Genomic DNA, 12,885 nt, shown 5'->3' with positions numbered 1-12,885 from the left:
TTGGGTTGTTCAAATTTGATTTAAGCGCGTTGGCTATAAAACCGCGGCAATACCTTTACAAAGTGGTCCCATATTAGCTTTAGTCATGCCCGCGACACTTACGCGACCTGAACCAACTATATAAATAGAGAACTCTTCTTTAAGGCGTTCTACTTGATCTTTATTTAGACCAGAAAATGAAAACATGCCGTTTTGACGTGCAATGAAACTAAAGTCTTTAGTTACGCCTTCTGCTTTTAATGTATCAACAAATAATGTTCTCATTTCTTGAATACGGTCTCGCATTTCCGCTACTTCTTGTTCCCATTCTGCTCTAAGTTCAGCATTGTTCAAGATAGTCGTAACCACTGCCGCACCATGTGCTGGTGGGTTAGAGTAGATTGAGCGAATAATGGCTTTTACTTGTGAGAATGCCGTCGTTGCGATTTCATTAGATTCTGCCACAAGAGTAAATGCACCAACACGTTCATTATACAGACCAAAGTTTTTAGAGAATGAACTCGCAACCAACATTTCTTTATTGTATTGAGTAAATGCTCGTAGACCTGCCGCATCTTCTTCCACACCTTTGGCAAAACCTTGATATGCGAAATCGAATAATGGGATAAGTTTTTTATCTGCACAAAGTTTCGCTAATTCTTGCCACTCTTCAAGTGTAGGGTCGATTCCTGTTGGGTTATGACAACAACCGTGCAATAACACAATATCGCCCTCTGAGGCTTTTGATAGATCGGCAACCATACCAGCGAAATCTTTCTCTTTTAATTCAGCGTTGTAATAGCTGTATTGTACAGTTTCTAACCCTGCACCAGTAAATACACCATTATGGTTAGCCCATGTTGGGTTGCTTATCCAAATTTTTGGTGAACCGAGTTGACGTTTAATAAATTCACCAGCAACACGCAACGCACCCGTTCCTCCAGGTGCTTGCGCTGTTTTAGCTCTTTGTGAGCTAACAATTTCAGCATCGGCACCAAACAGCAGTTTTTGAACTGCTAATCCGTATTCGGCAGTACCTTCAATAGTAAGATAAGATTTTGTTTTTTCAGATTCTAGTAATGCAGCTTCTGCTTTTTTTACAGTCGCAAGAACAGGGGTAGTGCCTTGTTCATCTTTATAAATACCAGCGCCTAGGTTAATTTTCTCTGGATTAGTATCTTTTTTAAATAGTTCAGTGAGACCAAGAATCGGGTCAGCAGGTGCGGCATTTACTTTCTCAAACATAATCTTTTTCTTCCGTGTGAATGTGTAATGGATTGCTTTCTTTATACCTGTATGTAAGAAAGCTGACAACCGTAAAAAAGCAGAAAAACACAAATAAAGTTAATTTGCTGGAAATTAATGATGTAAGTCAGAATTCTGGTTATTTTTAGGCTAAATGAAATAGTATTTATTGTTTTTTACAGGGTGTCATTCTCAATAATGGGAGGGATTTAGCAATAAAAAAGCCACTCATAACATGAGTAGCTTCTTTTGTTAATTAACGTATAGACAGCGTTAAATTACGTCGAATTAGAAATTAGCACTTCTTGGAGTACGTGGGAATGGGATAACATCTCTGACGTTAGACATACCTGTTACATAGCTAACAAGACGTTCAAATCCTAAACCGAACCCAGCGTGTGGCACCGTACCATAACGTCTAAGGTCGCGATACCAACTCATGTGTTCAGGGTCGATATTCATTTCTCTCATACGGTTATCTAGTACGTCTAGACGCTCTTCACGTTGAGAGCCACCAATGATTTCACCAATGCCCGGTGCAAGAACATCCATTGCGGCAACGGTTTTTCCGTCGTCATTCATACGCATATAAAATGCTTTGATGTCTTTAGGGTAATTTTTTACAATAACCGGTGCTTTAAAGTGCTCTTCTGCTAGGAATCGCTCATGCTCAGAAGACATATCGATACCCCATTCAACAGGGAATTCGAAGGTCTTACCTGAATCTAACAATATTTGAATTGCATCAGTATAATCAACTTGCGCAAAGTCGGTATCAACAAACTGTTCTAGGCGTGAAATAGCTTGCTTATTAATACGCTGAGCAAAAAATTCAAGATCATCTCTGCGTTCATTAAGTACGGCGTTAAACACATACTTAAGCATATCTTCAGCTAGTTTTGCTACATCGTCCAAATCGGCGAAAGCAACTTCAGGTTCTACCATCCAGAATTCTGCTAAGTGTCGGCTAGTATTTGAGTTTTCTGCACGGAAAGTTGGACCAAATGTGTACACTTTACTCAAGGCACAGGCATACGCTTCGGCATTAAGTTGACCGGATACGGTTAAGAAGGTCTCTTTACCAAAAAAGTCTTCGTTATAGTCAATATCGCCTTTGTCGGTGCGAGGTAGGTTGGTCATATCAAGAGTGGATACACGGAACATTTCACCTGCGCCTTCTGCATCTGATGACGTAATCAGTGGGGCAGACATCCAGTAATAACCATTTTCATGGTAAAAACGGTGAATAGCTTGTGATAGACAGTTACGAACACGAGCAACCGCACCGATCACATTAGTACGTGGTCTCAAGTGAGCAACTTCACGCAAATATTCAATGGAATGGCGAGTTTTAGCCATTGGGTAAGTGTCGGCATCTTCAACCCAACCAACAACTTTAACAGCTGTTGCCGCTAGCTCGAAATCTTGTCCTTTTGCAGGGGATTCTACGATAGTACCTGTTACTTCAACAGAACAGCCAGCGGTCAGTTTTAACACTTCATTAGAATAATTATCTAAATTATTAGGGACCACGGCCTGAATCGGGTCGAAACAAGAGCCGTCATAGATGGCAAGAAAAGAGATACCAGCTTTTGAATCTCGACGTGTACGGATCCAACCACGAACAGTCACTTCACTGTCAACAGTCAATTTTCCGCCTAAGACGTCTTTTACAGGCGCGTAAGTCATTTTTATTTTATTCTCCATAAAGAATTAGATGCGAATAGTAGGATGGATAATATCGAAATCAGCATCGCAGCTAATAAGTGTCATATTTTTATTCAAGGTGAGATATTACCTGTCACATGAATAGCTTCAAGCATAAATGACAAATAAACCAAGAAAAAATGAAAATAAACAACAACTGAGTACAAAATATGCGAGTAAAGGTAAAAAGCTGCTGTGTAAATAGGTCTGCTATGCGCTAAATGTTGCTTTTAAGCTCAATTGAGGAGCTTGCTAACTGCAATTGAAGCGCTTGAATAATTTGTGCGGTGACACCCCATATAAAATGTTGTTTGTATGGAATGGCAAATACACGATGCGAATAAGATTTGAATTGAAAAATCTGGCTATACAATTGTCTAATATCGAATAGATGGCTAGCAGGCACTTCAAAAACAGTTTCCACTTCATTTCGATCAATTTTGGTTTGGTAACGATGATCTATCAAAGCGATAATTGGTGTTACCATAAACTTACTAAACGTCATAAGGGGGGGTAATGAACCAATAATATCGATCCAATCGGATTGTAGACCAATTTCTTCTTCCGACTCTCGAATAGCAGTATGCACCAGTGACGTATCGGTTTTCTCAAGCTTACCGCCTGGAAAGCTAATTTGTCCCGGATGATGGCGTAAATGACGGGCTCGCTTAGTTAAAATAATATTTAAACCGTTGGCTCGTTCAACACAACCGATTAACACCGCCGCAGGCCGTAATGTCTCTGTTTGCATGTTTTTCAGTCGTTGTAGTGATTCGGCATGGTAATCGACTGGTAGATACAAATTAAAGTGGGTTAAGAGTGTTGAACGATCCATGCCTATATTTCCTTTTCCATTAGCTTAATAGCTATTTCTATACACTATTGGTTTGACCAGCCAATTATTTAAATTAACCTGCCAGTCTTATAAACCGATCCGTCTTCACAGACTAAATGCTCCTGTAAACCGACCAGTTAGAGGTTTTCCAGTATAGGGAGTATTTTACTGAGCTTATCGATGGTTTCTTGGTATTCACTTTCCGCATTACTGTCCGCCACTAATCCCCCCCCAGCCCAAGCATAAATAGAATCGTTTTCTGCAACCAAGGTTCGAATAGTAATACTGGTATCCATTTTTCCACAACGACTGATATAACCGATACTACCGCAATAAATATTACGCCGATGCGGCTCTAGTTCTTCGATGATTTCCATCGCTCTAACCTTGGGCGCACCCGTAATTGAACCTCCGGGGAAACATGCTCTTAGACAATCCATGGCACTGAAATTACTGTCTAGTTTCGCTGTTACTGTGCTGACTAGGTGATGAACAGCGGGAAAACTTTCTATTTGAAACAGTGCTGGTACATCAACCGAACCGGGTTCAGCTACTCTCCCAATATCATTGCGCAGCAGGTCAACAATCATCAAATTTTCTGCTTGATCTTTTTCCGCTGTCGCAAGACTAGAGGCATTGGCCATATCTTGAATTTTATTGTTTGATCTTGGTCTGGTGCCTTTAATCGGTTTAGTTTCTATATTTTGATCTTGTATCTGTAAAAATCGTTCAGGAGAAACACTTAGCACGGTGGCATTTTCCAATTGGATAAATGCAGAAAAAGGCGCTTGATTATGATGTTCTAACTGCTGGTAGGCTTGCCAAAGTGAGCCTTTGTATTGTGCATGATAACGTTGGGCTAGGTTAATTTGGTAGCAGTCACCAGAAAGTAAATAGCCCATTACTTTATCGAACTTGGCTGTATAGCTTTGTTTTGACATGTTGGAATGCCAACTTGATGTAAGCTCAAAAGTGTCTTGCGTCTGTTGCTGACTTTGAAGCCAGCGCAGATGAAAATTTAGGTTGTCACCGACCATACAAGCTTTTTGTTCTTGGTGGTCAACGATAATAGCCCAATCGTAGATACCCACCGCCATATCTGGAGCGTCAATATCTTTTTCTGCTAGATTAGGCAGCGACTCCACTCGTCGTCCTAAATCGTAACCAAAGTAACCAAGCGCCCCGCCAATAAAGGGTAAATTTAAGTTATTATTGGAAACAGTAGGTAATAACGAGTTGACTTGCTGCTGAATAAGCGTAAACGGATCGTCAGCCGAACGTTTTACAGATTGACCAACTTTAATGGTAGTCTGGTTATCAATGGTCACTAAAGTCGCGATTGGCTGAGCGACTAGAATATCGTAGCGGCTATCTGGATGAGCCGAGGAAGCTGATCGAAGTAGCATTGACCATGGCTTATTAGCAATGGGAGCAAAAAATGCGTTGGCCAGTTGACGATGATAGTCGAGTGGCATTGTTTTGATATCGTGTTTTTTATCGTTGTTCATTTGTTTAATTTGTGACAAAGGCTTTAATCACTGAATGGCGCTAACTTGTTAGCAAGAGTATCATAATTTAAAAATTAAATAATATTCACTTGATGGTGACTCATCTTCTGAATACATAACGAAATAAAAGAGGCAAGCAATGACAGTCATTCGTAAACAAGATTTAATCAGCAGTGTTGCTGATGCACTTCAATATATCTCTTATTATCATCCACTGGATTTCGTACAAGCCCTTGAAAAAGCCTACGAGAAAGAAGAGAGCCAAGCAGCCAAAGATGCGATGGCACAGATCCTTATTAATTCACGAATGTCTGCCGAAGGGCGACGTCCAATTTGTCAAGACACAGGTATCGTCACATGTTTTGTTAACATTGGAATGAAGGTTCAGTGGGACAGTGATATGACGGTACAAGAGATGGTGGATGAAGGCGTTCGTCAAGCTTATACCAACCCAGATAATCCGCTGCGAGCCTCTATTCTTTCTGATCCAGCGGGCAAGCGAATCAATACCCAAGACAACACGCCAGCGGTAGTACATATTAATATGGTTCCAGGCGATAAAGTTGATGTACAAATAGCGGCTAAAGGCGGCGGTTCTGAAAACAAAACTAAAATGGTGATGTTAAATCCATCCGACGATATTGCCGAATGGGTAGAAAAAACCTTGCCGACAATGGGGGCAGGTTGGTGTCCTCCAGGTATGTTAGGAATAGGCATTGGTGGTACGGCTGAAAAAGCAGCGGTATTGGCTAAAGAGTCATTAATGGAACACATCGACATTCAAGAATTGATAGAACGTGGTCCATCTAATGCAGAAGAAGAACTAAGATTAGATATTTTCGACCGCGTAAACAAACTGGGAATTGGCGCGCAAGGTCTTGGTGGTTTAACTACCGTTGTCGACGTAAAAATTAAAACAGCGCCTACTCACGCGGCGTCTAAACCTGTTTGTTTGATCCCAAATTGTGCGGCAACTCGCCACACACACTTTACACTTGATGGAACGGGGCCTGCGGAATTGACACCACCTAAATTGGAAGATTGGCCTCAAATTACGTGGGAAGCTGGTGAAAACACTCGTCGTGTAAACCTAAATGAAGTGACCAAAGAACAAGTTAAACAATGGAAAACCGGAGAGACAGTATTATTAACCGGAAAAATTCTAACCGGACGTGATGCGGCGCATAAGCGCATTCAAAGTCTGCTAGAAAGTGGTGAAGGTTTACCTGATGGTGTCGATTTTAAAGGCAAGTTTATTTACTACGTTGGTCCAGTTGATGCTGTTGGTGATGAAGCGGTCGGCCCTGCCGGTCCAACAACCTCCACCCGAATGGACAAGTTTACCGACATGATGTTGGAAGAAACAGGTTTAATGGGCATGATCGGTAAGGCAGAGCGTGGTCCGGCGACGATTGAATCGATTAAACAACATGAAGCTGTTTATCTGATGGCCGTTGGCGGCGCGGCTTATTTGGTGGCGAAAGCCATTAAAAAGGCAAGAGTAGTTGCTTTTGAAGAACTGGGTATGGAAGCTATTTATGAGTTTGATGTAGAAGATATGCCGGTAACCGTTGCGGTTGATTCTCGTGGCGCCAATGCTCATCAAATTGGCCCAGATACATGGAAGGTAAAAATCGCGGAAGCGTCTAAATAATGTTCTTATATCTGAAAAAACGTGAGGAAACTTACGTTTTTTCTTGATTTATCAAAGGTATGGTATTTAATAAATAGAGTCGCTGTTTAAATACTATTATCTAAATGCAGTTTGAGACTCAACCGTTTGAGCATAACAGGTTATTCATCGCTGCTTAAAGACAGTTATAGCCGAAAATAAATAACAAGGAAGGAATATAAATGCCTCGTTTTGTCCAGTTTTTACAGATAGTTATTGCCATTATTGTTGGCTTCTTTGTTGTAAGAGATTTAATTTTACATGGCATTGGCGTGTTTAGTCAGCAGTGGGTGATGATAAGTGTCGTAACAACATTGCTGCTTGAATTGTCATTGTTTGTCATTTACAAACTGATAGAAGATGATTAATTTTTTGCTATGAAAACTAAAATGACCGCTCGATTGAATGGCCATTTTAGTTTTTTTCCTTTCTATATCCTTGTCTATTACTCTGTCGTATAAACACTTTGTACAAAATATCTATAGTGTGAAAAACTCAATATCGTTACAACATCAATTAGTTTTGTATACAGTTATTATTTATCCATTTGTCCACTTTCCGTTGTTATTATAAGGGGTAACTGAATCAATGAAGAAAATTCGTCAAGAAGTGAATGATCTTTTTCGTCGTGGCATGGATAGCCATTTGCGTTTGGCCGTGACTGGGCTCTCACGAGCGGGTAAAACGGCTTTTATTACTTCATTGACCAACCAATTGCTGCATATTTCTACCGACGATAATTTGCCATTGTTCACCGCAGCACGAGACAAAAAGCTTATCGGTGCCAAAAGGGTGCCACAAAATAATATGCTAGTGCCACGTTTCGCTTACGATAATGCGATTGAGTCATTACAATCTGATCTGCCTGAATGGCCAGAACCGACAACCGATGTCAGCGAAATTAGATTAGCATTGAGATATAAGCCTAGCAAAGGCGCAAAACGGTTACTGACAGATTCCTCTATGCTCTATTTAGATATTATTGATTATCCGGGAGAATGGTTATTAGACCTGCCGTTGTTAAATATGACATTTGAACAATGGAGCCAGACTCAATTCGATTCGTTGACTGGTATAAGAGCGTCATTGGCTCAAGAATGGCTTTCAACATTGCAAGATCTTGATCCACTTTCGGATGCAAATGAAAAGCAAATAGAACGAATTTCAGCAGCCTATACCCAATATTTATACGACTGCAAAGCCAATGGATTGCATTGGGTGCAACCGGGACGTTTTGTGTTACCGGGAGAACTAAAAGATGCACCGGTACTACAATTTTTCCCTTTGCTTTTTAAAGCAAGTGAACAAGAGCTAAAACAAGTAGCAAGTAATTCGTTGTATGGCATGCTCAGAGCGCGATATAAAGAATACCAAAGCAAAGTTGTTAAGCGTTTTTATCGTGATTATTTTTCAACGTTTGATAGACAAATAGTGCTAGTAGACTGTTTACAACCATTGAACGCTGGCCATGAATCGTTCAACGATATGAAAAGTGCTTTAGAACAAATTATGAAAAGTTTTCGTTATGGTCGTAGTTCTTTATTGAAAAGAATGTTTTCTCCGCGAATCGATAGAGTGTTATTTGCGAGCACCAAAGCTGATCACGTCACGCCCGATCAACATGCTTCCTTGCTTTCTCTTCTGCAACAAATGATTCATCCTTCATGGCAGCATGCTGCTTTTGAAAATATAGCAATGGAATGTATGACGCTCTCTTCAATTAAAGCGACTACCGCCGGTTTTATTTCCAATGGAGACGACAATATTCCTGCATTACAAGGCACAACTTTAAGTGGTGAGCCAATAACACTTTATCCAGGAGAGGTACCTAAAAAACTGCCTAAAGCAGATTATTGGCAAAAAAATAACTTTGAATTTACCAGTTTTAGGCCGATGGAATCTGGTCCCGAAACGGCTTTAAAACATGTGAGAATAGATAAAGCGTTGCAATATCTAATTGGAGATAAACTCAAATGACAGAATATAAAACCAAACAAGTATTTAGCCATGATTTGAGAGACGACGCCTTAGATAAACAAAATAAAGAGAAAAAAACTCTAGACCAAACTGAGACAGAAGAGATTGAGCTAACAGCCAAAGCAACATTTGAGCAACAAGTCGCATTTATTCCAACCCCTGCTGAGCAAGACCAACTTTCCGATTCAGTTGAAAGTCAGTTGGAGGATGTTATTCGTCCTAAAGCTAAAAAACGTTGGTTGGTATCGACAATGGTTATGACGTTTTCCGGATTAATTGCGTGGCAAACCATAGATTCTATTTACTCTGCAATACAGTCATCAGATTGGCTGGCGATAGGGTGGACGGCATTTATCGCTGGTTTAGCAGGGTTAGGTATTACCGCCATAGGCCGAGAGTTATTGAAATTACGTCGTTTACGACACCATTTTTCCATTCATGAACAGAGCGAATCGTTATTACATAGTTCAGGTTTTGGACAAGGGAAATCGTTTTGTCAAAAATTAGCCGAGCAAGCCGGTGTAAGTGATGAAAATCCGAATTTTGTTCGTTGGGAAAAAGCCATCAATGAAACACACAATGATGCTGAAATTTTGCATATGTATGAAGGTATGGTGGTTGCTCAGCAAGATGAACAAGCTAAAAAAATTGTGGCTAAATTGTCGACAGAAGCGGCGGTTTTAGTTGCAGTAAGTCCATTAGCTGTGGCCGACATACTGTTAGTCGCTTGGCGTAATTTTAAGCTTATTGATCAACTTGCCGAAATCTATGGTGTTGAACTGGGTTATTGGTCGCGCATACAGTTGTTTAAATTAGTGCTAACCAACATGGCGGCAGCAGGTGCAAGTGAAGTGGCGACTGATGCCAGTATTGATTTACTATCTATGGATTTAGCAGGAAAAGTGTCTGCTCGAGTCGCTCAAGGGTTTGGTGTTGGGATCTTAACTGCACGATTAGGTATTCGTGCTATGGCACTTTTGCGTCCTATTCCTTGGAATCAAGATAGTAAAGTTCGTCTTGGTGAAATCAGAAAGCTGTTGCTTACTAAACTCAAAAAGACGTTATAGCGGTCTTTTTTGAACGTTCAGATAATCAACTGAGTTTGTATTTATCAACTTGACTGCGTAAAGGTGTTAATACAAACTGGTGTCAACTTTTCCTGACACCCTGATGGAGTTTTCTGTGCGCCTTGAAGTATTGTGTGAAGATAGGCTGGGATTAACTCAAGAACTACTTGAGCTTTTAGTTTCGCGGAATATCGATTTGCGAGGGATAGAAATTGATGTCGTCGGTATAATTTATTTAAGTTGCCGAGAGATAGAATTTGAAGCTTTCAGTGAATTGATGGCTCAGATTAGACGTATTAATGGCGTGACTGATGTACGAAAAGTACGCTTTATGCCAAGTGAAAGACATAACACTGAACTGGTTTCATTACTTGCTAACTTGCCTGAACCTGTACTGTCTATTAGCCTTAAAGGCAGCATTGACACGGTAAACCACGCTGCGTGTGAGCTATTAAGCAAAAGAGCGGATGAGCTTATTGGCCATCAAATTAATGAGTATATACCCAGTTTCAGTTTTTTGAACTGGATCGAGGGGGCGGTAAATCGTACTCGAGTGCCCGTTGTTATTGGCGGTTTAGATTATATTTTAGATATTACTCCTGTGTATATCAGTGGTGAAGACAGTGATGAGTCGGTATTAGCAAGTGCGGTAGTAGGCTTAAAGTCGACCTTACAATCGAAGTTATCGACCCACTTTTTACCTGAATCAAATTCCATTGGATTTGATCACTTTGTCGGCATTTCTAATCGTCATAAATTATTAATATCGCAAGCAAAGAAACTGTCAATGCTTGATCAGCCTTTGTTGATTGAAGGTGAAACCGGTACTGGTAAGGAAATGATAGCTCGTGCTTGCCACGCTCGATCTGAGCGTTCAACAAAACCTTTTTTGGTGTTGAGCTGTGCGTCTATGCCAGATGATGTAGCCGAAACTGAACTATTTGGCCATGCTGCGGGCGCTTTTAACCACGAGATAGCGCACAAAGGCATATTTGAGCAAGCGGATGGTGGTATTGTCTTCCTGGACGAAATTGGCGAAATGAGTCCGCATTTACAGATCAAATTACTACGATTTTTACAAGATGGTACCTATCGTCGCGTTGGTGAAGAGCATGAAATTCATGTGGATGTTCGTGTTATTGCTTCAACTAAACAAAACTTGGCTGAGTTAACTGAACAAGGTAAGTTTAGAGAAGATTTATATTACCGTCTGAACGTTTTGACGCTTTCGATTCCCGCGTTAAGAGAAAGAGCAAGTGATGTGCCAATATTACTGGATTTGTTTATTACACGATATTCGCTTGAGCTTGGTATTGTGAAACCTGATCTTGATGACGAGGTAGTAGAATCACTTTCAAATTATCAGTGGCCGGGTAACATTAGAGAGTTAGAAAATACAGTTCTACGAGCAATTACTCAGTTTAATGGTTCTTCATTGCGAATTGAGGATTTCCAACTTCCTAAAGTTGAATCAACAATATCCGGTCGTACTGGGGTTAATTTAGAAGGATCGTTAGATGAAATAATGAGTGATTATGAATCTCAAATTCTAGATCGATTGTATCAATCATTCCCGTCCAGCCGCAAATTAGCTAAACGCTTAGGGGTTTCGCACACTTCGATTGCCAATAAACTACGAGAATACGGAATTAAGAAACAATAATGTGGAAGCAATACAAATTTCAACGTCTTGACAAACGAGTTGGTGATCTACAGATACGTTTGGCTAGAAAAGAAGACGCAAAATTAATCAGTGATTATTTCATTAAAAATAAACAACATTTAAAACCATGGGAACCCACTAGAGAAGCCGCTTTTTTCACTGAAGAAGGATGGGAAAAGAAGCTGATAAAACTAACGGAGCTGCATCTTTTAGAACTTGGTTTTTATTGCCTTATCCTAAAACAACAAACTGGCGAAATGATAGGCACTATCTCTTTTAGCAGCCTCATTCGTTTTCCTCTACATTCTTGTAGTGTGGGCTACTCACTGGATAAAGACGCTCAAGGTTATGGTTATATGCGACAGGCACTTAATGTTGCGTGTCAATGGATGTTTAAGGAACAAAATATACATCGAATCTCGGCAAGTTATATGCCCAACAATATAAAAAGTGCTGCGGTTTTAAAGTCGCAAGGCTTTCAAAAAGAGGGCTTAGCCAAAGACTATTTATTGATTAATGGGCAGTGGCAGGATCACTACCTTACTGCATTAATTAATCCTCACTGGCGAGATAAAAATGACAAACGATAGATTGAGCCAACAGCTTGAATTGATAATGGAACTAGACAAATTAAAATCTGTATTAAGGCGAACTAGAGTTAAAAGTGCAGATAAACGATTTGAAAATAGTGCAGAGCACAGTTGGCATGTTGCATTGATGGCGATTATATTGCAAGAACACGCCAACGAGCCGGTGGATATTAGCAAAGTGGTCAAGATGTTGCTTCTACACGATGTAGTTGAGATAGATGCCGGCGATACGTTCGTCTACGACCTTGTTGCATCTAAAGATCAACAAGAAAATGAAGTGAAAGCGGCTGAACGCTTGTTTTCTATGCTGCCCGCCGACCAAGCGGAACAGCTGAAAGGTATTTGGTTTGAATTTGAAACCGCTGAATCTGCCGATGCAAAATTCGCCAAGGCATTAGATCGAGTTATTCCGATGTTGATGAATTATCACAATCAAGGACAAAGTTGGTTAGAACACGGAATTGAAAGGCAACAAGTTATCAATATTAATGGTCGAATCGAAAACGGCTCAACAGTACTTTGGCAAAAAGCACTACAAATGATTGATGATTCGGTAGAAAAAGGTTGGCTAAAGCCATAAATTTAGCGAGTGACTAGTAATTCGTCTTAGGTAGTTTGGACGATATTTAAGATTAGCGTGAT

Annotated in this window: 11 protein-coding genes; 7 read left to right on the top strand and 4 right to left on the bottom strand. The window is 40.3% G+C overall.

Features of this window, described 5'->3' with window-relative positions; genetic code table 11:
• Nucleotides 1–33: 33 nt before the first annotated feature.
• From R3X26_RS00270 to pabB, 4 genes are all read right to left on the bottom strand, one after another.
• Entirely contained in the window at nt 34–1,224 is a 1,191-nt protein-coding gene (locus R3X26_RS00270) for an amino acid aminotransferase (RefSeq protein ID WP_317715118.1), read from the bottom strand.
• Between the two features lie 288 nt (nt 1,225–1,512).
• On the bottom strand, nt 1,513–2,913 hold the full coding sequence (gene asnS, locus R3X26_RS00265; RefSeq protein ID WP_317715117.1) for an asparagine--tRNA ligase: 1,401 nt from the start codon (nt 2,911–2,913) through the stop codon (nt 1,513–1,515).
• Nucleotides 2,914–3,148: 235 nt separating this feature from the next.
• Entirely contained in the window at nt 3,149–3,766 is a 618-nt protein-coding gene (locus R3X26_RS00260; RefSeq protein ID WP_411572369.1) for a CoA pyrophosphatase, read from the bottom strand.
• Between the two features lie 137 nt (nt 3,767–3,903).
• The gene (gene pabB, locus R3X26_RS00255; protein WP_317715116.1) at nt 3,904–5,274 is read right to left on the bottom strand and encodes an aminodeoxychorismate synthase component 1; all 1,371 of its coding nucleotides are present in this window, start codon (nt 5,272–5,274) and stop codon (nt 3,904–3,906) included.
• Nucleotides 5,275–5,413: 139 nt separating this feature from the next.
• Here pabB and R3X26_RS00250 point away from each other — a divergent pair, with 139 nt between their 5' ends.
• The 7 genes from R3X26_RS00250 (at nt 5,414) to R3X26_RS00220 (ending at nt 12,823) form a co-directional block, all read left to right on the top strand.
• Nucleotides 5,414–6,928, top strand: a complete 1,515-nt coding sequence (locus R3X26_RS00250) for a fumarate hydratase (protein ID WP_317715115.1) — start codon at nt 5,414–5,416, stop codon at nt 6,926–6,928.
• Between the two features lie 200 nt (nt 6,929–7,128).
• Nucleotides 7,129–7,314 (top strand): hypothetical protein, encoded by a 186-nt coding sequence (locus R3X26_RS00245; RefSeq protein ID WP_317715114.1) that lies wholly within the window; start codon nt 7,129–7,131, stop codon nt 7,312–7,314.
• A gap of 220 nt (nt 7,315–7,534) precedes the next feature.
• Nucleotides 7,535–8,923 (top strand): YcjX family protein, encoded by a 1,389-nt coding sequence (locus tag R3X26_RS00240; protein WP_317715113.1) that lies wholly within the window; start codon nt 7,535–7,537, stop codon nt 8,921–8,923.
• Nucleotides 8,920–9,990 (top strand): TIGR01620 family protein, encoded by a 1,071-nt coding sequence (locus R3X26_RS00235; RefSeq protein ID WP_317715112.1) that lies wholly within the window; start codon nt 8,920–8,922, stop codon nt 9,988–9,990. Before R3X26_RS00240 ends, R3X26_RS00235 begins: the two co-directional genes overlap by 4 nt.
• Nucleotides 9,991–10,105: 115 nt before the next feature.
• Nucleotides 10,106–11,653, top strand: coding sequence for a transcriptional regulator TyrR (tyrR, locus tag R3X26_RS00230; RefSeq protein WP_317715111.1), 1,548 nt, complete (start codon nt 10,106–10,108; stop codon nt 11,651–11,653).
• The gene (locus R3X26_RS00225) at nt 11,653–12,243 is read left to right on the top strand and encodes a GNAT family N-acetyltransferase (protein WP_317715110.1); all 591 of its coding nucleotides are present in this window, start codon (nt 11,653–11,655) and stop codon (nt 12,241–12,243) included. The genes tyrR and R3X26_RS00225 overlap by 1 nt, the downstream gene beginning before the upstream one ends.
• Nucleotides 12,230–12,823, top strand: a complete 594-nt coding sequence (locus R3X26_RS00220; protein ID WP_317715109.1) for an HD domain-containing protein — start codon at nt 12,230–12,232, stop codon at nt 12,821–12,823. Before R3X26_RS00225 ends, R3X26_RS00220 begins: the two co-directional genes overlap by 14 nt.
• Nucleotides 12,824–12,885: the final 62 nt, after the last annotated feature.

Origin of the sequence: Vibrio sp. TH_r3 (genome assembly GCF_033101115.1) — a bacterium.
In the GTDB taxonomy this organism is placed as follows: Bacteria; Pseudomonadota; Gammaproteobacteria; order Enterobacterales; family Vibrionaceae; genus Vibrio.
This window is presented reverse-complemented; position numbering and strand designations above follow the sequence as displayed.

Bases quoted from the DNA above. Each gene is read 5' to 3' on its own strand.
- R3X26_RS00240 (WP_317715113.1), top strand. From the start codon at position 7,535: ATGAAGAAAATTCGTCAAGAAGTGAATGATCTTTTTCGTCGTGGCATG.
- R3X26_RS00225 (WP_317715110.1), top strand. From the start codon at position 11,653: ATGTGGAAGCAATACAAATTTCAACGTCTTGACAAACGAGTTGGTGAT.
- R3X26_RS00245 (WP_317715114.1), top strand. From the start codon at position 7,129: ATGCCTCGTTTTGTCCAGTTTTTACAGATAGTTATTGCCATTATTGTT.
- R3X26_RS00220 (WP_317715109.1), top strand. From the start codon at position 12,230: ATGACAAACGATAGATTGAGCCAACAGCTTGAATTGATAATGGAACTA.
- asnS (WP_317715117.1), bottom strand. From the start codon at position 2,913: ATGACTTACGCGCCTGTAAAAGACGTCTTAGGCGGAAAATTGACTGTT.
- R3X26_RS00250 (WP_317715115.1), top strand. From the start codon at position 5,414: ATGACAGTCATTCGTAAACAAGATTTAATCAGCAGTGTTGCTGATGCA.
- pabB (WP_317715116.1), bottom strand. From the start codon at position 5,274: ATGAACAACGATAAAAAACACGATATCAAAACAATGCCACTCGACTAT.
- R3X26_RS00260 (WP_411572369.1), bottom strand. From the start codon at position 3,766: ATGGATCGTTCAACACTCTTAACCCACTTTAATTTGTATCTACCAGTC.
- R3X26_RS00235 (WP_317715112.1), top strand. From the start codon at position 8,920: ATGACAGAATATAAAACCAAACAAGTATTTAGCCATGATTTGAGAGAC.
- R3X26_RS00270 (WP_317715118.1), bottom strand. From the start codon at position 1,224: ATGTTTGAGAAAGTAAATGCCGCACCTGCTGACCCGATTCTTGGTCTC.